Origin of the sequence: Actinokineospora sp. PR83, from assembly GCF_021056305.1 — a bacterium.
Taxonomy (GTDB): domain Bacteria; phylum Actinomycetota; class Actinomycetes; order Mycobacteriales; family Pseudonocardiaceae; genus Actinokineospora; species Actinokineospora spheciospongiae.
Map to the genome: position 1 here is coordinate 17,447 of NZ_JAJCXD010000053.1, position 21,964 is coordinate 39,410.

22 protein-coding genes and 1 pseudogene are annotated in these 21,964 nt (G+C 73.3%); 12 read left to right on the forward strand and 11 right to left on the reverse strand.

The annotated features are described in order from the left end of the window. Nucleotides 1–30 precede the first annotated feature (30 nt). The 3 genes from L6E12_RS18860 to L6E12_RS18870 all read left to right on the forward strand — a co-directional run bounded on the left by L6E12_RS18860 (nucleotide 31) and on the right by L6E12_RS18870 (nucleotide 4,583). Nucleotides 31–915 (forward strand): glycosyltransferase family 2 protein, encoded by an 885-nt coding sequence (locus tag L6E12_RS18860; RefSeq protein ID WP_236229241.1) that lies wholly within the window; start codon nucleotides 31–33, stop codon nucleotides 913–915. 112 nt (nucleotides 916–1,027) lie between these two features. Then, nucleotides 1,028–3,514, forward strand: a complete 2,487-nt coding sequence (locus L6E12_RS18865) for a glycosyltransferase (protein ID WP_236229242.1) — start codon at nucleotides 1,028–1,030, stop codon at nucleotides 3,512–3,514. Continuing rightward, complete coding sequence (locus L6E12_RS18870; RefSeq protein ID WP_236229243.1) at nucleotides 3,507–4,583, forward strand: glycosyltransferase family 1 protein; 1,077 nt, start codon at nucleotides 3,507–3,509, stop codon at nucleotides 4,581–4,583. The genes L6E12_RS18865 and L6E12_RS18870 overlap by 8 nt, the downstream gene beginning before the upstream one ends. A gap of 58 nt (nucleotides 4,584–4,641) precedes the next feature. Here the strand turns inward: L6E12_RS18870 and L6E12_RS18875 are convergent, their stop codons facing one another. Genes L6E12_RS18875 through L6E12_RS18890 form a run of 4 tightly spaced genes read right to left on the reverse strand, consistent with a single transcriptional unit; the run spans nucleotide 4,642 to nucleotide 7,153 of the window. Beyond that, nucleotides 4,642–5,448 carry a Scr1 family TA system antitoxin-like transcriptional regulator gene (locus L6E12_RS18875; protein ID WP_236229244.1) on the reverse strand — a complete coding sequence of 269 codons (807 nt, stop codon included), beginning with the start codon at nucleotides 5,446–5,448 and terminating at the stop codon, nucleotides 4,642–4,644. Beyond that, nucleotides 5,445–5,912, reverse strand: coding sequence for a hypothetical protein (locus L6E12_RS18880; RefSeq protein WP_236229245.1), 468 nt, complete (start codon nucleotides 5,910–5,912; stop codon nucleotides 5,445–5,447). Before L6E12_RS18880 ends, L6E12_RS18875 begins: the two co-directional genes overlap by 4 nt. Nucleotides 5,913–5,945: 33 nt before the next feature. Then, nucleotides 5,946–6,791, reverse strand: coding sequence for a helix-turn-helix transcriptional regulator (locus L6E12_RS18885; RefSeq protein ID WP_308075009.1), 846 nt, complete (start codon nucleotides 6,789–6,791; stop codon nucleotides 5,946–5,948). Next, the gene (locus L6E12_RS18890) at nucleotides 6,788–7,153 is read right to left on the reverse strand and encodes a hypothetical protein (protein ID WP_236229247.1); all 366 of its coding nucleotides are present in this window, start codon (nucleotides 7,151–7,153) and stop codon (nucleotides 6,788–6,790) included. Before L6E12_RS18890 ends, L6E12_RS18885 begins: the two co-directional genes overlap by 4 nt. A 78-nt stretch (nucleotides 7,154–7,231) precedes the next feature. Here L6E12_RS18890 and L6E12_RS18895 point away from each other — a divergent pair, with 78 nt between their 5' ends. The 5 genes from L6E12_RS18895 (at nucleotide 7,232) to L6E12_RS18915 (ending at nucleotide 12,487) form a co-directional block, all read left to right on the forward strand. Beyond that, nucleotides 7,232–7,720 carry a hypothetical protein gene (locus tag L6E12_RS18895; protein WP_236229248.1) on the forward strand — a complete coding sequence of 163 codons (489 nt, stop codon included), beginning with the start codon at nucleotides 7,232–7,234 and terminating at the stop codon, nucleotides 7,718–7,720. A gap of 27 nt (nucleotides 7,721–7,747) precedes the next feature. Further along, a complete protein-coding gene (locus L6E12_RS18900) occupies nucleotides 7,748–9,088 on the forward strand; it encodes a hypothetical protein (protein ID WP_236229249.1) in 1,341 nt (446 codons plus the stop codon). Between the two features lie 178 nt (nucleotides 9,089–9,266). After that, nucleotides 9,267–10,397 (forward strand): glycosyltransferase family 1 protein, encoded by a 1,131-nt coding sequence (locus L6E12_RS18905; RefSeq protein ID WP_236229250.1) that lies wholly within the window; start codon nucleotides 9,267–9,269, stop codon nucleotides 10,395–10,397. Between the two features lie 79 nt (nucleotides 10,398–10,476). Then, entirely contained in the window at nucleotides 10,477–11,607 is a 1,131-nt protein-coding gene (locus tag L6E12_RS18910; protein WP_236229260.1) for a glycosyltransferase family 1 protein, read from the forward strand. A gap of 25 nt (nucleotides 11,608–11,632) precedes the next feature. After that, nucleotides 11,633–12,487 (forward strand): glycosyltransferase family 2 protein, encoded by an 855-nt coding sequence (locus L6E12_RS18915; RefSeq protein ID WP_236229251.1) that lies wholly within the window; start codon nucleotides 11,633–11,635, stop codon nucleotides 12,485–12,487. Between the two features lie 22 nt (nucleotides 12,488–12,509). Here the strand turns inward: L6E12_RS18915 and L6E12_RS34810 are convergent. Beyond that, nucleotides 12,510–12,710: pseudogene (locus L6E12_RS34810) on the reverse strand (DUF6191 domain-containing protein); the annotation flags it as partial. 415 nt (nucleotides 12,711–13,125) lie between these two features. Next, complete coding sequence (locus L6E12_RS18925) at nucleotides 13,126–14,040, reverse strand: DNA-3-methyladenine glycosylase (RefSeq protein WP_236229261.1); 915 nt, start codon at nucleotides 14,038–14,040, stop codon at nucleotides 13,126–13,128. A gap of 97 nt (nucleotides 14,041–14,137) precedes the next feature. Here L6E12_RS18925 and L6E12_RS18930 point away from each other — a divergent pair, with 97 nt between their 5' ends. Continuing rightward, the gene (locus L6E12_RS18930) at nucleotides 14,138–15,244 is read left to right on the forward strand and encodes a sugar phosphate nucleotidyltransferase (RefSeq protein ID WP_236229252.1); all 1,107 of its coding nucleotides are present in this window, start codon (nucleotides 14,138–14,140) and stop codon (nucleotides 15,242–15,244) included. A 77-nt stretch (nucleotides 15,245–15,321) separates the two neighbouring features. Beyond that, the gene (locus L6E12_RS18935) at nucleotides 15,322–15,693 is read left to right on the forward strand and encodes a hypothetical protein (protein WP_236229253.1); all 372 of its coding nucleotides are present in this window, start codon (nucleotides 15,322–15,324) and stop codon (nucleotides 15,691–15,693) included. Between the two features lie 4 nt (nucleotides 15,694–15,697). On the opposite strand, the gene L6E12_RS18940 is transcribed toward L6E12_RS18935, so the two are convergent. From L6E12_RS18940 to L6E12_RS18960, 5 genes are all read right to left on the reverse strand, one after another. Continuing rightward, nucleotides 15,698–16,051 carry a GntR family transcriptional regulator gene (locus tag L6E12_RS18940; RefSeq protein WP_236229262.1) on the reverse strand — a complete coding sequence of 118 codons (354 nt, stop codon included), beginning with the start codon at nucleotides 16,049–16,051 and terminating at the stop codon, nucleotides 15,698–15,700. Between the two features lie 5 nt (nucleotides 16,052–16,056). Then, complete coding sequence (locus L6E12_RS18945; RefSeq protein WP_236229254.1) at nucleotides 16,057–16,608, reverse strand: NUDIX hydrolase; 552 nt, start codon at nucleotides 16,606–16,608, stop codon at nucleotides 16,057–16,059. Then, nucleotides 16,593–17,921, reverse strand: a complete 1,329-nt coding sequence (locus tag L6E12_RS18950) for a coenzyme F420-0:L-glutamate ligase (RefSeq protein WP_236229255.1) — start codon at nucleotides 17,919–17,921, stop codon at nucleotides 16,593–16,595. The genes L6E12_RS18945 and L6E12_RS18950 overlap by 16 nt, the downstream gene beginning before the upstream one ends. Next, nucleotides 17,918–18,913 carry a 2-phospho-L-lactate transferase gene (gene cofD, locus L6E12_RS18955; protein ID WP_236229256.1) on the reverse strand — a complete coding sequence of 332 codons (996 nt, stop codon included), beginning with the start codon at nucleotides 18,911–18,913 and terminating at the stop codon, nucleotides 17,918–17,920. The genes L6E12_RS18950 and cofD overlap by 4 nt, the downstream gene beginning before the upstream one ends. A 61-nt stretch (nucleotides 18,914–18,974) precedes the next feature. Beyond that, a complete protein-coding gene (locus tag L6E12_RS18960) occupies nucleotides 18,975–19,757 on the reverse strand; it encodes a site-2 protease family protein (protein WP_236229257.1) in 783 nt (260 codons plus the stop codon). 233 nt (nucleotides 19,758–19,990) lie between these two features. Here L6E12_RS18960 and L6E12_RS18965 point away from each other — a divergent pair, with 233 nt between their 5' ends. Beyond that, nucleotides 19,991–20,305, forward strand: coding sequence for a WhiB family transcriptional regulator (locus L6E12_RS18965; protein ID WP_035281467.1), 315 nt, complete (start codon nucleotides 19,991–19,993; stop codon nucleotides 20,303–20,305). 332 nt (nucleotides 20,306–20,637) lie between these two features. Continuing rightward, a partial coding sequence (locus tag L6E12_RS18970) for a glycosyltransferase family 2 protein (RefSeq protein ID WP_236229258.1) occupies nucleotides 20,638–21,964 on the forward strand: 1,327 nt, incomplete at its 3' end.

The following is a 21,964-nucleotide window of genomic DNA, read 5'->3' on the forward strand; positions in this document are numbered from 1 at the left end:
GGGCGCGTCGCGTCGTCGTAGGGTGCGCGGGTGCGCACGACTGTGGTGGTGGTGACCTGGCGCGGTGCCGGGCACCTGGGTGCCTGTCTCGCCGGGCTGGCCGGGCAGGACCATCCACACCGGACGCTGGTGGTGGACAACGCGTCGACCGACGGCAGCGGGGACATCGCCCGGTCGGCCGGGGTCGAGGTGGTCCGGCCGGAGCGCAACCTCGGGTACGCGGGCGCGATCGCGGCCGTCCTCGACCGCGTGGACACCGAGTTCGTGGCCTGGCTCAACGACGACGCCGTCCCGGACCCGAGCTGGCTGGGCCGGTTGGAGGACGCGCTGGACGCCGCTCCCGGCGCGGGGGCGGCGAGCGCGCGGCTGGTGCGGGCGGACGGGAGCACGCAGTCGGTCGGGGTGGGCGTGGACGCGCTGGGCCGCGGGTTCGACCTGACCGGCGGCCCGGTGTTCGGCTTCTGCGGCGGGGCCGCGCTGCTGCGGGTGGGCGCGCTGCGCGCGGTGGGCGGGGTGCCCGCGGACTTCTTCTGCTACTACGAGGACACCGACACGTCCTGGCGGCTGCGGTTGCACGGCTGGGACGTCGTGTCCGTGCCGGGCGCCACCGCGGTCCACGCGCACGGGGCCACCTCGCGGCTGGGGTCGCGGGAGTTCCACCGCTGGAACGAGCGCAACCGGCTGGTCATGCTGCTGCGCTGCGCGCCGACCCCGGTCGCCCTCAAGGAGGTGGCGCGGTTCGCCGCCATCACCGCGAAGGTGGTGTTCCGGCGGCCGGAGGGGGCCAACTTCCTGCCCTCGCTGCGGCTGCGGGTGCTGGGCGAGGTGCTGCGGCGGGCACCCCGGGCGCTGGTGGGGCGGGCCGGGGACCGGGCGGCGCGGCGGCGGGTGTGGCGGGAGCGCGCCCCGGGGTAGTGGTCGCCCGTTTGGTCTGGTTTGCCCGGCTTGCTCGGTTGGGCGGGGGCGGGAGACCGCTCCGGGCGGGTGATGCGGCAGGCTGTGGGCACCTACGGGCGAGGAGGCGGGCTTGGCTGAGGGGGCGGACGCGCTACCGGTGGTCTCGGTGGTGGTGGTCAACTACCGCGGCGCCGAGGACACGACGACCTGCGTGCGCGCGCTGCGGGCGGAACTGGACTACCCGGCCGACCGGTTGCAGGTCGTGGTGGTCGACAACGGCGGGCACGACGCCGAGCGGCTGCGCGGGCTCGACGGCGTCGACCTGGTCGTCTCACCGGAGAACCTGGGCTTCGCGGGCGGGTGCAACCTGGGGGTCGAGCACGCCACCGGCAGCGTGCTGGCGTTCCTGAACAACGACGCCCGGCCCGACCCGCAGTGGGCGCGCGCCGCCGTGCGGGTGCTGGCCGAGCGGCCGGACGTGGCCGCCGTCGCCAGCAAGGTCGTCGACTGGGACGGCACCGGCATCGACTTCGTCGACGGCGGGCTGACCTGGTTCGGCATGGGCTACAAGCGCCACGCCGGGCAGCCGGACGACGGCTCGCACGACGCCCCGCGCGACGTGCTGTTCGCCACCGGGTCCGCCATGTTCGTCCGCGCCGGGGCCTACCGCGAGCTGGGCGGCTTCGACGAGCGGTTCTTCATGTTCTACGAGGACGTCGACCTGGGCTGGCGGTTGAACCTGCGCGGCTGGCGGGTGCGCTTCGAACCCGGCTCGCTGGCCTACCACCGCCACCACGCCTCCATGTCCAAGGTGGACACCGAGGACAACGCGCGCGAGCTGTTCCTGCTGGAGCGCAACGCGCTGCTGGCGATGTACAAGAACCTCTCCGACGCCACCCTGGCCAAGGCGCTGCCCGCCGCGCTGGCGCTGGCCGTGCGCCGCTCGACCGCGCGCGGCGACCTGGACGCGACCGCGCTGGAGATCACCCGCGACGGGCCCACCGAGCAGCGCGTGTCCCCGCCCGCGCTGGCGGGCATCCTGGCGATCGACCAGTTCGTCGAGCTGCTGCCCTCCCTCGCCGCCGCCCGCGAGGACGTGCAGGCGAGCCGGGTCCGCTCCGACGCCGACATCGTGCCGCTGATGCGCAGGGCGATGGAACCCGCCTACCCGCTGCCGCGCTACCTGGCCGCGCACGACATCCTCGTCGAGGCGTTCGGCCTGGAGGAGTCGTTCGGCGCCCGCCGCAGGGTCCTGGTGATCACCGGCGACGCCATCTCCGAGCGGATGGCCGGACCGGCGATCCGCGCCTGGAACATGGCCGACGTCCTCGGCGCCGAGCACGAGGTGCGGCTGGTGACGGTCAACCCGCTGTGCGTGCCGCCGCCCGCGCCGTTCCCGGTGCTCAAGTCCCGCCCGCGCGACCTCGGCGACCACGTCGACTGGGCCGACGTCGTCATCCTGCAGGGCCACGCGCTGGAGATGGTCCCCGCCCTCAAGGCCGCCGACTCCACCAAGGTCGTGGTCTGCGACATCTACGACCCGATGCACCTGGAACTGCTCGAACAGGGCAAGGACACCGTCGCCGAGCAGCGCGAACTCGACCTCATCGGGGTCACCGCCGTCCTCAACGCCCAGTTGGAGCGCGGCGACTTCTTCGTCTGCGCCTCCGAGCGGCAGCGGCACTTCTGGCTCGGGCACCTGATGGCGCTGGGCAGGCTCACCCCCGCCCTCTACGACACCGACCCCACCGTCCGCTCCTTCCTCGGCGTGGTCCCGTTCGGCCTGCCGGGCAAGCCGCCGCAGCAGTCGGCGTCCCCGATCAAGGGCGGCCTGGTCGGCGAGTCGGACAAGGTCGTCCTCTGGGCGGGCGGGGTCTACAGCTGGTTCGACCCGCTGACCCTGGTCACGGCGATCGGCGAGCTGTCCGGGCGCCGCGATGACGTGCGGCTGGTGTTCCTGGGCATGAAGCACCCCAACCCCGAGGTCCCGGAGATGGACATCGGCGCCCAGGTGCGCACCCTGTCCGGGCAGCTCGGGCTCACCGGGCGCACCGTGTTCTTCAACGAGACCTGGGTGCCCTACGACCGCCGCCAGGACTGGCTGCTCGACGCCGACGCCGGGGTCACCACGCACTACGAGCACGTGGAGACCACCTTCGCGTTCCGCACCCGGGTGCTGGACTACCTGTGGGCCGGGCTGCCGATCGTCACCACCGACGGCGACGCCTTCGCCGACCTGGTGCGCACCGAGGGCCTCGGCGTGGTCGTGCCCGCCGAGGACCCCACCGCGCTGGCCGCAGCCCTGGAACTGGTCCTCTACGACGCCGAGTTCGCCGCGGCCTGCCGGGAGCGCATCGCGGTCGTGGCGCAGCGGTTCACCTGGGAGAACGTGCTGGCCCCGCTCACCGCGTTCTGCCGCGACCCGCGCCCGTCCGCCGACCGCCTCCCCGGCGCGGAGCCCCTGGTCGCGCGCCCCCCGCTGGGCGCGACGGGAACCGTGCTGCGCGACCTCGCCCTGGTCCGCGAATACCTCGACCGCGGCGGCCCCGGCGAGCTGGCCAAGCGCGCGGCAGGCCGAGTCCGCCGACTGGCCAAAGAGCGGCTGCGACGTGGCTGACCGGCTCCGCGTGCTGATCGACGGGACGCCGCTGCTGGGCAACCGCACCGGCATCGGCCGCTACACCGCGTCGCTGGCCGAGGAACTGGCCGCCATGTCCGATGTGGACATGCGTGCGGTGGCGTTCACCCTGCGCGGCTGGCGGCGCCTGCGGTCGGTGCTGCCGCACGGGGCCAGGGCGCGCGGCATCCCGGCCCCCGCCCGGCTGCTCCGCAAGGCCTGGCTGCGCGGGTCGTTCCCCCAGGTGGAACTGTTCGCGGGCCTGACCGACGTGGTGCACGGGACGAACTTCATCCTGCCCCCCGCCTTCCGCGCTGGCGGGGTGGTGACCGTGCACGACCTGGACTTCCTGGACCACCCCGAGCAACTGGCGCCCACGGACGCGGAACTGCCCGCCCTGGTGCGCTCCTCGGTCCGCCGGGCCGGGGTGGTGCTGACACCGTCCGCCGCGGTCGCCGCCGAGGTCGTCTCCCGGTTGGGCGTGCCCGAGGAGAAGGTCGCGGTGACCCCGCTGGGGGTGGACCTGGCGTGGTTCACCGCCCGACCCCCGTCGGCCCCGCTGGCGGCCCGGCTGGGCCTGCCCTCGGAGTACCTGCTGTTCGTCGGCGCCGCGGGACCGCGCAAGTCGCTGGACTGGCTGATCGCCGCACACGCGGCCACCCCGTCGCTGCCGCCGCTGGTGCTCGCCGGAACGGGGCACGCGCCGGGACCGGGGGTGCTGACCACCGGCTACCTGTCCGAAGTGGACCTCCGGTCGGTGGTGGCCGGGGCGTCGGCGCTGGTGCTGCCCTCCCGGGAGGAGGGCTTCGGGCTGCCGGTGCTGGAGGCCATGGCCTGCGACGTACCGGTGGTCTGCACGGACGTCCCCGCCCTGCGCGAGGTCTCCGGCGGCCACGCCACCCTGGTCCCCTTCGGCGACGTCGAGGCGATGGGCGCGGCCCTGACCTCGGCCCTGGAACACCCCACCTCGGCCGACACCTCAGCCGCCCGGCGCGGCTACGCGGCGGGCTACACCTGGCGGCGGTGCGCGGAGCTGACCGTGGCCGCCTACCGCCTCGCCGCGAGCTGACCGACCGCCCTGTTCTGCGGACCGGACCGGTGGGGTGGTCATGGGCAGAGTTGGCCGGTCACCGGTGCCTGCCGTGTGTTGCGAGGTCGTTCAGCACCCGTCGGGTGTGCCCGGTGGTCAGCGCGATTGTTTCGAGGGTGCGGCACAGCGCGGTGTAGGGAGTGGTGGATTCGGGGTGTTCGAGGAGGATGTGGGTGCCGTGGTGGTTGATGTGGACCACGGGTGGGAAGTGGTCGATCTCCAGGAGCCGGAATCCGGGGTGTGGTGGAGATGCGGCAGGCAGGAGACGGATGTTGCCCGGAGTGGTGTCGCGCAGGTGCCGGAGCTGTTCGCGCATCGTTTCCCCAGGTATGCCGGGGTGGGTCAACGCTTGGGTGTGGATGAAGGATTTGCCTGCACGCGTGTTCTGCGGTGGCGCGGGGAAGGGTTCTTCACCCGCATTCCGGGTGATCGCGTCGTGGTAGGCCGTGGTGCGCAGTGGGCGGGGGATGGTGGTGGGGTCCACCCAAGTGATCGTCTCGGCGATCTGCTCGATACTGCTGACGGTGTCGCCTTCGGTGCCGGGGCGTAGGAGCCAGTCGGTGAGGTCGGCGTCGGCGGTCAGCCGGTAGAGGTGGGGTCGTCGGGTGGGGTGGATGTCGAGCAGGCTGCACAGGCCGCCGATTTCCAGGGCGGTGGGTACCCGGCGGCCGGTCATCACCCGGTTGAGCATTGCCGGGCTCATGGACATCTGTTCGGCCAGGTTTCGGGTGGTGAAACCGCGCTTGTGTCGGGCGGTGTCGAGTTCGCGGGCCAGCAGTAGTCCGCGCAGGGTTTTTGCCCGGACGTCGCGGCCATCCGTGGTCGTGGTGGCGGGTGTTGTCACTGGTTGTCCTTGACGTCGTCTCCTGGTCGGGGGGCCGTGCCTGTCGAGGCGGAATCGGCCAAGAGCGTGGCCTGTCGTTGCAGCGCGGCGGTGAGGAGTTCTTCGGCGTGGGCGGGGAGCCAGGGGTGGGTGGGTTCGTCGGGGAAGGTGTCCAGCAGGTGGGTTGTTTCCTGCCAGCCGTCGGCCGTCCGGATCCAGACGAGGTCTGTCGCCGCGATCCACCGGCCGAGGAGGATTTCCCCGTGCCCGGTCTCGTGCATCACCATGAACTCGCGGTACCCCTCGCCGGTGCGGTGAGCGCCGATGGTGATCGTGTTTCCGGCTCGGTGGGTGTCGAGGCCCCATCCGCGCGCCATGAGTTCGTCGCGCAGCTCTGCCGGTGATGGTGTCGGCGTGCTCTGATCACGGTCGGCTGTGTTTGTGCACTGCATCGAGAGTGTGTGTTCTGCGTTCGTGGTGGTCATCGCAGAGGTCCTTCGGCGGGTGTGGACTTGGTGTCACGGGTACAGGCCTGCGGTGCGTTCGTGGTCGGCGGCGAGCCGGTTCAGCAGGTCGAGGCTGTCGTTCGGGGTGGCGGCGATGCAGAGAAGATCGGCCATCGAACCCTCGATCGCCCGAGTGTCGGAGGGGTCGTCGAGCAGCCCGGAGGCGGCGGTGGACCACAGGTGCGCGATGGTGGGTTTGTCGGTGATCCGGTACACCGCGCAGTTGCCGGGGGACCGGTATCCGCCTTCTTTGACCGGGATCACCCGCACCGTGATCGGCCTGCCCCGTGTCAGGGCGAGCAGGTGCCGTAGTTGCTGTGCCATCGCGGTCGGTCCGCCGACGGGGCGGCGCAGTGTGGCTTCGTCGAGGATGAGTACGCGGTCCGGTTGGGTGGGGTTCAGCAGCGTCCGGCGTCTGCGCCCGGCGCGGGTCAGTGCCGCCTGCTCTTCGCCCCGGCGGTTCCAGCACAGAGCCCGGGTGTAGTGGGGGGTCTGGGCCAGCAGGGGGATGTCGGTGGCGGAGAACTCGGTCACCGATCGGGCGGTGTCCTCCAGTGCCATCACCGCGTCGTCGTGCACCTGCGGGGTACCGCCCACCGCCCACCACCCGCTGGCACGCGGCTCCTCCGCGAGCGCCAGTACCCGAGACCGCTCGGCCCGCGACGGCTGGTACACCGCCAGCGCGGCCCCCACCTCAACCAATTCGAAGGGGCGCTTGGCGTTCTCTGACCGGTTCAGCGTCGCCGGGGACATCCCCAATCGGATCGCCGCTGCCCGGGTTGTCAGTCCGCGATCGCGACGGCACCGGGTCAGGGTCATTCCCAGCAGGCGGTGCCAGGTGTTCACCTCCTCCGTCATCCCGCCCTGTCCCACCCATCCTCGGACGCGGAACGGCCGAATGCCCAGTCGTTCCCTGCTCGGGCCGGTGACGTGGCGGTGATCCACGCCCGGGCAACCGAGATCAGCCCTCGGTGATCGGCCCATTGCAACATCAAGGGCTTCGGGATCGTGGCCACCATCGGCCGAGGTCCCTCGATCACCGGACCGGGAAACCGGCGGTCCACGACGATGAGGAAACGCCGCTCCTCGACGCACACACCCCGGAACACCGCGATCGCGGTGTCACCCGATGCCAGGCGGAACGTGTGGCCACCCACGAAAACCCGTGAACACGCCACCCGTCCGATTCGCTGCGACGGTGTCAGCACCTGTGTTGTCATCGCACTCCCATCCGGTCCTCGTTGCAGCCGGTGCCCCCATGAGATCGTGGCCAGGTCCGATCGGGCAGATGACATCCGATGACATCGGAGAAGGAGTACACGAGCGTGGTTCGATACGTGACGGTCACCGGCACACGCTCGATCACCGCCGAGTGCGAGACCCAGCTCCCCGACTTGTTCGACGGCTACCTGCGACCGTTCGCGGGTTCGGAATCCCATTTCCACCTCGGTGGCGCCGCCGGGATCGACACCGCCGCACTGGATTGGCTGGCCACGCACACCCAAGCGTCGCTGACCGTCGTTGTGCCGTGCACGGTGGCTGACCAACCAGCAGCCGCGAACGGGGCCATCCGATGGTGGCAAGGGCGAGGCCGGTTGGCAGGAGTCGTCGAGTTGGGAGCCGCGAAGCTCGGCACCACGGCATACCACGCCCGCAACCGGTGGATGGTCGACCGCAGTGGGCTTGTGATTGGTTTTCCGCGTGGTACCCAGCCGACAAGCGGCACCTGGTACACCGTGAATTACGCTGCCGAACAGGGGAAACCGCGACTGGTCGTGCCGGTCTGACGGGAGGCGGGTGGTGTACTGGTCATCGTGACCACTGCCGATCGTGACACCGGTGCGCGCCTCTTGCGCCAGCTACGCGAAAGACGCGGCTGGTCGTGGGCGGATCTGGCGCGTGCGCTACGGGACACCGCGCGCGGGCTCGCGGTCGCGTCCCTGATGAACAGGCAGGTGGCGAGCATTCAGCGCACCGTTGCCAGATGGGAAAGTTCCACTGACCGGACCAGCCCCGGCGACCGCTACCAGTTCCTCCTCGCGCACCTCTATGCCCGAACCCCATCCGGCCGCGTTGCGTTGGGGCCTCGATCGGACTTCGTTGTCCTCCTGGATGCTCTCCGCCATTTCGGAACGCCGCCACAGCGCGTGCGTCAACTCGTCGACCTGATCAGTCAGGAGGCGAGTGGCAGCAGCGGTGAAATGGCGCTGCCGCCTTCCACGCATTCGAGTACCGCCGTGCTCCGAGGTGATCCATCGCGGCTCGATCACGAGGCGCTCAGCCTGCTGCGTGAATCGGTCACGATGATTGACAAGCAGGTCGGATTGCTCCCGTTCGCCCGTCTCCAACTCCAGCTCGCGCCCGTCATCGAGACGTGCCGTCAGGTGTTGCGGCTCGACTACGCGAGCCCGCAGGACGAACTGGTATCGCTCGCCATCGATGCTTACGCACTCGGCGGTCGGTTGGCCTTCGAAACCCGCGATGACGAGATGGCCACGGCGCTGTACGCGGACGCCACCGAGGTGGCTGGGCGACTCGACGATCGAAGTCGCCGGGCTGCCGTGCGGACGAGTCACGCCATGGTGACCTTGCACGCGACCGACGACCTGGAAGCGGCCCGGAAAATCGCCCGTGCCGCGACCATTGACGCCCATCAGGGCGCCAGTTACGCGGTCCGGGCCCGTGCGCATGCCGTTCACGCGGAAATCTGCGCCCGCGCCAGCCAGGCCGCCGACGCGGCCACCGCGCTCGAACGGGCGTGGAAGACCGTGGACCAAATGACCGTCGAAGACCCCCACGGAGGATTCACCGCCGAACGCCTGAACGGTTTCGATGGACTCTGCGCTCTCCACACCGGCGACGCGCGCCGTGCCCACGACCACCTCGACCGTTCCCTCGGCGCGTTGAGGCAGTCGAGAGACGCGGTCCAACGAGGCATCGTCGGCACCGACCTGGCCCTCGCCCGACTGCGTCTCGGCGATCCGGCAGCCTGCGTCGATCTCCTGCACGAGGCGGTGGAGATCACGGCAACCACGGGCGGCCGTGTGCCCGCACAACGGATCAGGCTGGCGCGGCGAGAGCTGCGCCCGTGGCGGGCGGAGGACTTCCTGGCCCAACTCGATGATCACATCCACGACACGCTGATCGGTCCGTGAGCTCTCTGTTCGAGACCGAGTCGGGGTCCAGGAAAGGCGATTTCCGGCGGCGCAGGGCAGGGGCACCCGTTCGCACAACGAACCCGACTCCGCCACCGATCCTCCTCGCCGATCAGGACTCCCGCCGCCGACCAGGCCGGGTTCTCGTGGTGATCGGCTCCCGTGGGAGGCTGCCCCCGTGCCCGAGCTCGTCGTGCTCACCGAGCAGCTCCTCGCTCCAGTCCCCGGCGGCACCGGCCGCTACACGCGGGAGCTGGCCGCCGCGCTGGCGGCCACCGCGCCCGAGGGGTGGGTGGTGAGCGGGGTCGCGGCGCGGCACCGCGACGCCCGCGGCGCCGAGGTCGACGGGCTCGCCCGGTCCCGGGTGCTGGCGCTGCCCCGCCGGGGGCTGACCCTGGCCTGGGAGTACGGGGTGCCGCTGTGGCCGGGTGGGGACGCGGTGCACGCGCCCACCCCGCTGGCGCCCGCGACTGCCCGCAAGGGCGCGGTGCTGGTGGTGACCGTCCACGACACCGTGCCGTTCACCCACCCCGAGACCCTCACCCCGCGCGGGGCCGCCTGGCACCGGGCGGTGATCAAGCGGGCCGCGCGCAAGGCCGACGCGATCGTCGTGCCGACCGACACCGTGGCCGCCGAGCTGGCCGAGCACGCCCCGGGGCCCGCGCGGGTGCACGTGGTGGGGCACGGGGTGCCGGACGTCCTGCGCACGCCGCCGTCGGCGGAGGCGGTCGCCGCGGTCGTCGCCGCGCACCGGCTGCCGGAGACCTACGTGCTCGCCGTGGGCACCGTGGAGCCGCGCAAGGGCTTGGACGTGCTCATCGCGGCCATGGCCGACCCGGGGGCGCCCGACCTGCCGCTGGTGGTGGTCGGCCCGACCGGGTGGGGCGGGGTGGACCTGCGGGCGCTGGCCGCCCAGCACGGGCTGCCGCCGGGGCGGCTGCGGGTGCTGGGGCCGCTGACCGACACCGAGTTGGCCGTGGTGCTGCACCGGGCGACGGTGCTGGCCGCGCCGAGCCGGGCCGAGGGGTTCGGGCTGCCGGTGCTGGAGGCGATGGCGGTGGGGGTGCCGGTGGTGCACTCGGACGCGCCCGCGCTGGTGGAGGTGGCGGGCGGGGCCGGGGTGGCCGCGCTGCGGGAAGACCCGGCCGACCTCGCCCGGGCGCTGACCAGCGTGGTGGATTCACCCGAACGGGCAGCGGCGATGGTGGATCGGGGTCGGACCCGCGCGGCCACGTTCACCTGGGCACACGCCGCGGAATCGGTGTGGCGGCTGCACCTGCGGCTGCTGGCGGAAAAACGCGCCCGGTGACGGTCGGGGCAAAGTTCACGCGTTCGTGAGCACCGTCGTAACCGGCCGTCGTACGCTGGGGCGCGTGTCCGACCCCCGCGTGCTCATCGACGCGACCGCCGTCCCGGCCGACCGCGGCGGGGTCGGCCGCTACGTCGACTCGCTCGTGGCCGCCCTCGACGCCGACGGCGCGACGCTCAGCGTGGTCTGCCAGCCCCGTGACGCGGGCCTCTACGCCACCCTCGCGCCGCGCGCCCGGGTCGTGCCGACCTCGGAGTCGGTAACCACCCGCACGGCCCGGCTGACCTGGGAGCAGACCACCCTGCCCCGCCTGGTGCGCAAGCTCGGCGTCGACGTCCTGCACTCCCCGCACTACACGCTCCCGCTGGCGGGCCAGGCCGCCTCCGTGGTCACCCTGCACGACGCCACCTTCTTCACCGACCCGGCGCTGCACCACTCCATCAAGGCCCGCTTCTTCCGCGCCTGGACCCGCACCTCCCTGGTCCGGGCGAGCCTGTGCGTGGTGCCCAGCACCGCCACCGCCACCGAGCTGGCCCGCGTCGCCGGGGCCGACCAGGGCGCGCTCGCGGTGATCCAGCACGGGGTCGACAGCGAGCGCTTCCACCCGCCGAGCCCCGACCAGGTGGCCGCCGCGCGCGCCGGGATCGGCCTCGGCGACCAGCCGTACGTGGCGTTCCTGGGGGCGTTGGAGCCGCGCAAGAACGTGCCCGCCCTGATCCGCGGCTTCGCCGCCGCCTGCCGGGGCCGGGCGGACCCGCCGTCGCTGGTGCTGGCCGGGCAACCGGGCTGGGACCACCAGATCGAACGGGCGCTGGACGCGGTGCCGCACCGGGTGCGGGTGATCCGGGCCGGGTACCTGCCGTTCGACCACCTCGCCGGGTTCCTCGGCGGCGCGGCCCTGGTCGCCTACCCCAGCCTGGGGGAGGGGTTCGGGCTGCCGGTGCTGGAGGCCATGGCCTGCGGCGCCTGCGTGCTGACCACCAGGCGGCTGTCGCTGCCGGAGGTCGGCGGCGACGCGGTGGCCTACTGCGGGGTGGGCGCGGACGACATCGGCGCCGCGATCGGCGACCTGCTCGACGACCCGGCCAGGCGGGCCGACCTGGCCGCGGCCGCGCAACGGCGGGCCAAGGAGTTCACCTGGGGCCAGTGCGCCGAGGGGCACCGGGAGGCATACGGGCGGGCGCTGACCCGGCACCGGCGCACCCGCTGAGGGCGGTCGGGCACAATGTCGTGCCGTGACCGACGCCTATGGTGACGAGCTGGCCGTGGTGACCGTGACGTATTCGCCGGGGGAGACCCTGGAGCGGTTCATCACCACCCTGTCCGAAGCGACGACCCGCCCGGTGCGGGTGGTCCTGGCCGACAACGGCTCCACCGACGGTGCGCCGGAGGCCGCCGCCGCGACCCACGAGCACGTGTCCCTCGTGCCCACCGGGGGCAACCTCGGGTACGGGGCGGGGGCCAACCGCGGCGTCGCCGAGCTGGGCCGGGAGTACGGGTGGGTCGTGGTGGCCAACCCGGACCTGGAGTGGGGCCCCGGCTCGCTCGACACCCTGCTGGAGGCCACCGAGCGGTGGCCGCGGGCGGGCGCCTTCGGGCCGCTGATCACCGAGCGCAGCGGTGTGGTGTACCCGTCGGCCCGGGAGGTCCCCTCGCTGGGCAAGGGGATCGGGCACGGGGTGCTGGGCAAGCTGTGGCCCACCAACCCGTGGACGCGGGCCTACCAGCAGTCCGCCGCCGACATCTCCGAGCGGGTCGCCGGGTGGCTGTCCGGGTCGTGCCTGCTGCTGCGCCGCGCCGCGTTCGACTCCGTCGACGGGTTCGACCCCCGGTACTTCATGTACTTCGAGGACGTCGACCTGGGCGAGCGGCTGGGCCGGGCCGGGTGGCAGAACGTCTACGTGCCCTCGGCGCGGGTCATGCACATCCAGGGCGTGTCCACGGCTAAGGCCTCTTCCGCGATGCTGGCCGCGCACCACGACTCGGCCTACCGGTATATCTCCGACCGGCACCAGGGTGCGCAGTGGGCGCCGGTGCGGGCCGCGGTGAAGGCCGGCCTGTCGGTGCGGCTGAAGCTCCAGTCCCGCTGAGGCTGATCTTCGCGGTGCCGCCGTCGAGGTCGATCCCCAGCGGCGGGGCGCCCTGGGCGTCCTCGTCGCGCATCATCGAGATCGAGTCGCGGTGGTCGAGTTCCACCCGCTTGGTGCCGTAGAAGATCGCGGTGAACTCGTCGACGTAGGTGGCGGTGACCGGGGTGCCGGTGGTTTTTCCCCTGCGCTGGCGCCAGAGCTCGAAGCCGCCTGCGGCGAGCATGAGCAGGGTGGTGCCGGGGATGCTCCAGGCCAGTGCGGTCTCGATGAAGCCCACGTGGGGGGAACGGTGGTGGGGGGCGTGCGGTTCCCGTTTGTGGTCTTCGGGATGGGCTGATCTGCTCAGCCGTGCCGTTGGTTTAAAGCCCGGGATTTTGTCGCTGGTGCCCGGGTGGGTGGATCCGCTTGGGCGGGGCCCCTACAGCGATCATGCGCCCAGTGTGACCGAGTGGGGCTGAAGAGATGCCCCACAGCCCAAGCAGGCTTGCACATGATCGCTACCCCCACCCAAGCACATCCACCCACCCGGGCATTTTCGTAGCCGGGCCTGCGGTTGCGGGGGTGGCTGGTTTTCGCTGCGCCTCGGTGGGGTTTCGGGTGGCTGGTCGTCCGGCCGATGGTTCGGGGTGCGGGCGGGTCTACAGGTGGCGGAAGTCCCGTGGGGAGAACCGGGGGCCGTACCGGGGTTTGCCCAGTCCCGCGCTCAGGATGTAGCGGACGGCCCGGTGCCGGTGGCCCGCGTAGGGCGCCAGCACCTCCAGCATCCCGGCGTCGTCGAGCTTGCGGCCGAGGAGGGCGTGGCCGACGAGCCCGGGGACGTGGAAGTCGCCCACGCTGACCGCGTCGGGGTCGCCCCAGGCGCGTTGGGCGACCTCGGCGGCGGTCCAGACGCCGATGCCGGGGACGCGGCGCAGCAGCAGCCTGCCCTCGACGCCCTTGAGGTCCGCTGCGCGTTCCAATCTCCCGGCGACCTGGGCGGCGGCGATGATGGCGCGGCGGCGGGCGCCGTCCACGCCCGCCTTGTGCCACTCCCAATCGGTGATGCCCAGCACCGCCGCGGGGGTCGGTGGGGCGCACACCGGGCCGGGCAGCCGGGTGCCGAAGCGGTGGGCCAGGTCGCGCCAGGAGCGGTGGGCCTCGGTGCCGGTGACCTTCTGCTCCAGGACCGCCGCCAGCAGCACGTCCCACACCCGGCCGGTGGCGCCCAGGCGCAGGGCGGGCTTGCGCCTGCGCACCTCGGCCACCAGCGGGTGGTGGGCCACGAAGTCCGAGTCGTCGTCCTCGGCGCCCAGCAGGGCGGGGACGGACGCCAGGAGCGGGTCCGCGCCCGGGCCCCAGGCCGACGCGGTGACCTCCCCGGCGGACACCGCCAGGTGCAGGGTGCCGGGGCCGGTCGCGGTGTTGGCCGCCAGCCACGCGCCGTCCGGGCCCAGCCGCAGGCACGGGTCGCCAGGGCCCCGGCGCAGCGGGCGCAGCAGGGCCGCCACGTCCACGGCGCGCTCGGGGGCCCAGCGCCGCGTGGCGGGGGCGGGCGGTGTCACGGCGGTGGGCATCATCACGGGGACCGTACCCGCCGGTTGGTTACAGTTGCGCCACCACCGAGACGTCTCGGTGGACACCTTCGCTGTCAGATGGGGAACGAGTAGCGCTGTGACGACGACAGACCTGCACGTGGTCGTGCCGGCCGGTGGCAGCGGCACCCGCCTCTGGCCGCTCTCGCGGGCGGCCAACCCCAAGTTCCTGCACCCGCTCACCGGGACGGACCGCTCGCTGCTCCAGGCGACCTTCGACCGGCTGGTGCCGCTGTGCTCGGCGGCCAACCTGCTGGTGGTGACCGGGACCGCGCACGCGGCCGGGGTCGCCAGGCAGCTCCCGGGGCTGCCCGAGCGCAACATCCTGGTCGAGCCGTTCGCCAGGGACTCCTGCGCGGCGATCGCCCTGGCCGCCGCCGTCATCCACCGGCGGGCGCCGGGTGCGGTGATGGCGTCCTTCGCCGCCGACCACCTGATCACCGACACCGCCGAGTTCGCGCACACCGTGGCCCGCGCGGTCGACGGTGCCCGCGACGGCTACCTGATGACCATCGGCATCACCCCGACCCGGCCCGAAACCGGTTACGGGTACCTCCAGTGCAGCGAGCCCGCCGCGCGCTCGGTGATCCAGCGGGTGCTGGAGTTCAAGGAGAAGCCGTCGCTGGACGTGGCGACGCGCTACGTCGAGTCCGGCAAGTACCTGTGGAACGCGAGCATGTTCGTCTGGAAGACCGACGTCTTCCTCGCCGAGCTGGCCGCCCGGCGCCCGGACGTGGCCGAGCCCATCGCCCGCATCGCCGACGCCTGGGACACCGACGCGCAGGAGGAGACGCTGGCCGAGCTGTGGCCGTCGGTGCCGAAGGTGGCCGTGGAGTACGCGGTGATGGAACCGGCCGCCGAGGACGGCAAGGTCGGCACCGTGCCCGGCGACTTCGGCTGGTCCGACATCGGTGACTTCGAGACCGTGGTGGAGCTGCTCGGCGTCGACGTGGGCGGGGGCGGCAAGTCCTTCGCCACCGGCCCCGGCGGTCGCGCGGTGGTGGTCGACGGGGAGGGCGTGGTGGTCGTCCCGGCGGGCAACCGGCTCGTCTCCACCCTGGGCGTCAGCGACGTGATCGTGGTCGACACCGAGGACGCGGTCCTCGTCTGCGGCCGCGACCGGGCCCAGGACATCAAGCGGCTCACCGAGATCCTGCGGGAACGCGGCGAACTCGACAGGTTGTAGGCCCGGTTCCATGACGTGGCGTGGCCGGGGCGATACCCTGGCAGGACACCCGAAGGTTCCCACGGAGAGGTCGAGACATGGATCCCCGTGACCGGGCCGATCTCATCCTGGCGAGGGCCCGCGCGCGCGGCGCCTACGTCGTGACCCCCGACAGCGCCACCTCCCCGATGGACGTCGCGGCGACGCTGCAGATCCCCCGGGCGGTGATGAGCGCCCTCGACGCGGCCGACCCGGACGTGACGATGGTGTTCCCGGTGGACGAGCTGCCCGCCATCGCCCAGGAGGCGGCCACCCAGTCGCTGGCGTCGCCGCCCAAGCCCGCACCCCGGGCGCCCGCCGCGCCGCCCCAGCCCGAGCAGCTCGACGGGCTGATCCCCACCACCAAGCAGCCGCCCTCCTCGGGGCGCCCCTCCATGTCGCAGCGGCTCGACGGCGGCGACCGGGGCTGACCGGCTAGTCGCCGAGCGCCGCGCGGACGATCTCCAGGGCCTGCTCCGCCGTGAGGCCCAGGCGGTGGGTCTCGGCGGCGTAGCGGTCGGCGGCCTGCTTGGCCCGCGACAGCGACCGGTCCCCGGCCGCGCCCACGAACGTCCCGGCGCGGCCCCTGGTCTCCAGCAGGCCCGCCTCCTCCAGTTCCCGGTAGGCCCTGGCGACGGTGTTGGCGGCGATGCCCAGGTCGGCGGCCAGCGCCCGGACCGTGGGCAGCTTGGTGCCGACCGCCAGCTCCCGGTCGTTGATCTTGCGCGCCAGCCCGGCCCGCACCTGCTCGAACGGCGGGACCCCGGACTCCGGGTCCAGGTCGAGCAGCCCGCTCACCGGGTGGCGGCGAGCATGGCGCCGATCCCCGCCGCCCGGTCCGGGTCCGGCGGCAGCGCGTCCACCGGCCACCAGCGCAGGTCCAGCGACTCGTCGCTGCGCACGGCGATCGAGTTCTCCGGGGCGTGCACGGCGAAGCGGACGTCGAAGTGGCGGGTGGGCACGCCCAGCGAGCAGGTGATCGGGTGGACGTCGACGTGCAGCGGCACCGGTTCGATCCGCAGGCCCGCGATGCCGGACTCCTCGGTGGCCTCGCGCAGGGCCGCGCCCGCCAGCGTGGTGTCCTCCGGTTCGCAGTGCCCGCCCAGTTGCAGCCAGCGGCCCACCCTGGGGTGCAGGGTCAGCAGCACCGAGGAGCCGGTGTGGTCGAACACCAGCGCCGACGCCGTGATGTGGCCCGCCGCGCAGGACCTGGCGCACGCGTCGGGGCGGGCGGCGAGGAACCCGAGGTAGGCCTGGCGCAGCGACTCCTGGCCCCGGTCGGCGGGTTTCCAGGTGCTCAGGGTGGTGACGGTGTCCTCGTGGAGCCGGTTCACAGCTGGAGCCATCCCTCGTCGGTCCTCGGTTCGCGCGGGGTCAGCGGGTCGACCGGGTGGCCGACCGCCACCGCGCCCAGGGGCTCCCACCCGTCCGGCAGGTCGAGCACCCCGCGCACGACGTCCGCGCAGAAGATCGTCGAGGATACCCAGCACGAGCCCAGGCCCTCCGCCGCCAGGGCCACCAGCAGCCCCTGCACGGCAGCGCCGCCCGCCACGGTGAACATGGTCCGCTCGGCCTCGGCGCGGCGGGCGTCGGGGTAGTCGTGGGCGCCCTCGCGCACCAGGAACGGCAGCACGACCTCGGGGGCGCGGTGCAGCAGGTCGCCCCGGGCCACCCGGCGGGCGATCCTGTCCTCCGACCAGCCGTCGGCGCGGAGGTCGGCCTCCCAGCGCTCGCGCATGGCCGCCAGCAGCTCCGCGCGCTTGTCCCGGACGTGCGCGAACCGCACCGGGCGGGTGTGGTGCGGGGCGGGGGCGGTCAGGGCGGCGGCCACGGCGCGGCGCAGGGCGGCCGGGTCGACCGGGTCGGCGGTGAACTCGCGCAGCGAGCGGCGGACCAGGACCGCCTCGCGCCTGCCCTGGGCGATCGCCTCCGCGGTGCCCAGGCGGAACAGGTCGTCCTCCACCCGCACCAGGTCGCGGGCGCGGCTGCCGTCGTCGCGCAGGTCGAGGCCGCGCACCACGGCGACCGGGGTGCCGCCGAGCTTGCCCTTGACCAGGTCGGCGGCGGCGGCAACCTCGTCGGCCACCGCGATGGCGGTGACCACCAGCTCGTTGCCGTGCGCGTCGACCTCACCGGCGTAGGCGTGCAGGACCGGCAGGCCGGAGGAGCCGATCGCGGCGTCGGTCTGCCCCAGCCGCCAGGCGCGGCCCATGGTGTCGGTGACGACCACGGCCACCTCCACGCCCAGGCGCTCGCGCAGGCCGCCGCGCAGGGCGGCGGCGGAGGCGTCCGGGTCGACCGGGAGCAGCGCCACCTCGTCGGCGGCCACATTCGAGGCGTCCACCCCGGACGCGGCCTGCACGATCCCCAGCCGGTTGACCGTGATCAGCGTGCGGCCCTTGCGGGCGACGACCTTCTCCGCCTCGTCCAGCACCAGCCGGGCGCGCGCGGCCTCGCGCGCCTGCGGGTCGGCGGGCACCCGGACCAGCCGACCCTCCACTTTGGAGAACACCTTGCTGGTGACCACGACCGTGTCCCCGGAGCGCAGCCACGGCATGGCCTTGGCCAGCTCGCCGGTCAGGTCGTCGCCGGGGCGGAACTCGGGCAGGCCCGGCACCGGCAGGACCTCGATCCCGCCCGGCGCCGCGTGCCCGCTCACGCCGGGACCTCCACCCCGCCCAGGTCGAACGCCGCCCGCGCCATCTCCGCCGTCGCGTCCACATCGGACATCAGCAGCGGGACCGCGCGCACCGCCACCCCGTCCACGTCGGCCTTGTCGCCGGTGTGCACCAGCCAGCCGTCGAGGATGCCCTTGTCCGAGCACGCGCGGGAGCCGTAGTGGCGCCCCACGGCCTGCGCGGAGGTCTCCAGGCCGATCGCGGCCAGGCAGGCGTCGGCCATCCCGCGCACCGGCTTGTCGCCGATGATCGGCGACACCCCGATCACCGGGGCACCGGTCTTGCGCAGCGCCGCGCGCAGCCCGGGCACGGCCAGCACCGACCCGATGCTCACCACCGGGTTCGACGGGGCCAGCAGCACCAGGTCGGCCTCGCCGATCGCCTCCACCACCCCCGGCCCCGGGGTGGCCTCGTCCGCGCCGACCGGCACGATCGACTGTGCCCTTGGCTCGGCGCGGTGGCGGATCCACCACTCCTGGAAGTGCACCGCCTTGCGCTCCCCGGTGCCCGGCTCGTCGATCACCACGTGCGTCTCGACCCGGTCGTCGGTCATCGGCAGCAGCCGCACCCCGGGCTTCCACCGGTCGCACAGCGCGGCGGTGATGTCGGACAGGTCGTAGCCCGCCCGCATCATCCGGGTGCGCACCAGGTGGGTGGCGATGTCCTTGTCGCCGAGGCCGAACCACTCGGCGTCGGTGCCGTAGGCGGCCAGCTCCTCCTTGACCGTCCACGACTCCCCGGTGCGGCCCCAGCCGCGCTCGGTGTCGATGCCCCCGCCCAGGGTGTACATGCAGGTGTCCAGGTCGGGGCAGATGCGCAGCCCGTGCAACCAGATGTCGTCGGCGGTGTTCACCACCGCGGTGACCTCGTGCGGCGAGTCCGCCGGACCGACCGGGGGCAACCCCAGCAGCCGCTTGACCCCGAGCAGGAACCGGGCGCCGCCGACGCCCCCGACCAGAACGACAACCTTCACGGTCGGCGATCCTCGCACGCCGGGGTGGACCCCGTCCGGGTGAGGGGCGGTATCGGGCGGTTCACCGCCAGAAGAAGAACAGCGACTGCCCGACGGCGGCGGCGATCTCGTCCCCGCCGACCGCGCCGTACAGCGCGATCACCACCTCCCAGAACACCTCGCTCACGCCGGGGACGCCGATCAGCACGGCGAACAGGATCAGCGGCGCCCACTGCCGGGCCTTGGCCCCGAACGCCCGCGCCTCGTAGGACAGGTACGGCTCGATCGCCCCCCACCCGTCCAGGCCGGGAACCGGGAGCATGTTCAGCACGAACGCCGCCAGTTGCAGCAGCGCGAGGAACGACAGGCCCGCCCACAGCGCGTGGTCGGTCAGGCCGCCGAAGGCGATCTCCGTGGTCGACGGCCCGAACACGGCCACCGCGACCGCCAGCAGGATGCCGATGGCCAGGTTCGACAGCGGCCCGGCCAGGGACACGCGTGATTCCACCGCTCGGGAGCGCAGCGACCCGTGGTTGATCCACACCGCGCCGCCGGGCAGCGGGATTCCGCCGATCGCCAGGAACAGGATCGGCAGCAGCAGGCTCAGCACCGGGTCGGTGTACCTGCGCGGGTCCAGCGTCAGGTACCCCTTGTGCTGCACCGACCAGTCGCCGCCGCGGAAGGCGACGACGGCGTGGCCGAACTCGTGCACGCACAGCGACACCGCCCAGCCGCCGAGCACCAGCAGGAAAACCCCTGCTCGGGCCGCGGTTTTGTTGTCCACCATGGTCAGGAAGCCCGCGCCGGCGGTGAGCGCGAGCAGGCCGAGGAACACGGGTGAGGGGCGGATCGCTGATCTGGGCACCCCACCAGTGTGGCAATGTTCGCGGTTTGCCCGGCGGCCGGTGCGGGTAAAGAGGGGAGACTCCCCTTGGTACCCGATCGTGTACGGGCCGCTCATATCGCATCACCCGGCCGGGGGCCTCGCTTGACCCGCCGCCGGGACACGGGTGTAATCACATCGATGTCATTCACCAAGGGGACGGTGCGTGCCATCCGCCGACCGAGGAGTATCGGAAGGCGAGGAGGCGGGCTGAGATGCAGGGAATGAACGACGGGGGTCGCGTCATGGAGTGGGGGGAGCGCCCGGCCGAGGAGCTGGGGGCACTCGCCGGTTTCCTCGACGAGACCGACGAGCAGGAGTGGCAGGAGCGCGCGCTCTGCGCGCAGACCGACCCGGAGGCGTTCTTCCCCGAGAAGGGCGGATCCACCCGGGAGGCCAAGCGCATCTGCCTCGGCTGCGAGGTGCGCGCGGAGTGCCTCGACTACGCCCTCGCCCACGACGAGCGCTTCGGCATCTGGGGCGGCCTGTCCGAGCGCGAGCGGCGGAAGCTGAAGAAGCGCGTCGTCTGAGCGGGCACAGGCACGTCCCGCGGGCGACCGGGGACTGAAACAGTTCATCCGTCAGTGTGGGTGGGGTGATCGGCGTGCCGATCACCCCACCCACACTGCGAACCACGCGGGCGCCCCGGTGCGGCGGCTGCCCCGCGCTGATCCGTCCGCGGCAATCGCCATCCCCGTGCGGGCAACCACCACCACGTCGAGCGCAGCCCCACGCGGGGCGCGCGCCGGATCCGGTCGGTGTGGCGCCCGAGCCCGCCTGTAGGTCCTCGCGCAACCCCACGGTCCGACCACGTACGGTGACCCCGTCCGGACCGTGATCCACGAGCGGAGGTGTGCGCGCCATGTCCGCGCGGACGCGCCCAGCACTGGCGCCCGGCGCCGCACCCGTCCTGCGCACCGCGCCGGTCCTGGCCGTGCTGGTCTGCCACGACGGCGCCGAGTGGCTGCGCGTCGCGCTCTCCGCGCTGCGGCACTCCACCCCCCGGCCCCGGCACGTCATCGCCGTGGACACCGGGTCCACCGACGCCACCGCCGAGATGCTCGCCGCCGCGGCGACCGGTGACGACAAGGTCCTCGACGGCGTCCTCACCCTCGACCGCGACACCGGCTTCCCCACTGCCGTGCACGCCGCCGTCGACCACGCCGTCGAGCGGTGGGGCGACCCCGGCGGCTGGGTCTGGCTGCTGCACGACGACTCCGCCGCCGACCCCGACTGCCTGGCCACCCTGCTGCTGGCCGCCGAGCTGTCCCCGTCCGCGGCCGTGCTGGGCCCGCTCGCCGTCGACTGGCACGACCCGCGCCTGGTCGTCGAGGCGGGACTGTCCACCGACGCCTCCGGGCACCGGCAGACCGGCATCGGGCCGTCCGAACTGGACTGGGACCGGCTCGCCCGCGGCCGGGGCCGAACCGGCGACGACGACCGCCGGTTCGGCCAGAGCACCGAGGTCCTCGCCGTGTCCTCGGCCGGGATGCTCCTGCGCCGCGACGTGTGGGACGCCCTCGGCGGGTTCGACCGGGCGCTGCCGCTGCTGCGCGAGGACCTCGACTTCGGCTGGCGGGTCAACCGCTCCGGCCGGGTCGTGCTCTGCGTCCCGGCCGCCCGGCTGCGCCACGCCCGGGGCATCGCCGCGGGCCACCGCGGCCTCGACGCGCACCCGGCCGCCCTCGGCCCGTCGCCGCGCGCGGTCGACCGGGGGCACGGCATGCGCACCTTCCTGGTCAACTGCTCCGCGGTGTCGTTCGCGCTCGGCATCCCGCGGCTGGCCGCGCTGTGCCTGCTGCGCGCCCTCGGCTTCGCCGCGCAGCGCCGCGGCGCCGACGCCCGCGCGGAGCTGTCCGCGCTGAACTACCTGCTCGGCGGGCACGCCGAACTGCGCGCCGCGCGGGCCCAGCGCGCGCCGCACGCGGGCGGGGGAGGTGTTCGCGGACTGTTCACCAGCCGGTTCACCCGGCTCCGCAACACCGCCCGCGGCGCGCTGTCGGCCATGGTCCGCAGGCGCGTCGAGGCCGACGCGGCGCTGGGCAGGCTGCCCGGCGACTACGACCCCGGCGCCGTCTGGCTGCCCCCGGAAGACGGTCCCGCGCCGCGCAAGCCGCTCGGCCCGGAGGCGCTGCCAGCGGGTGCGGGCGGTCGGCCCCGCCGGGCCGGGCTGCGCAGGCCGGTCGCCT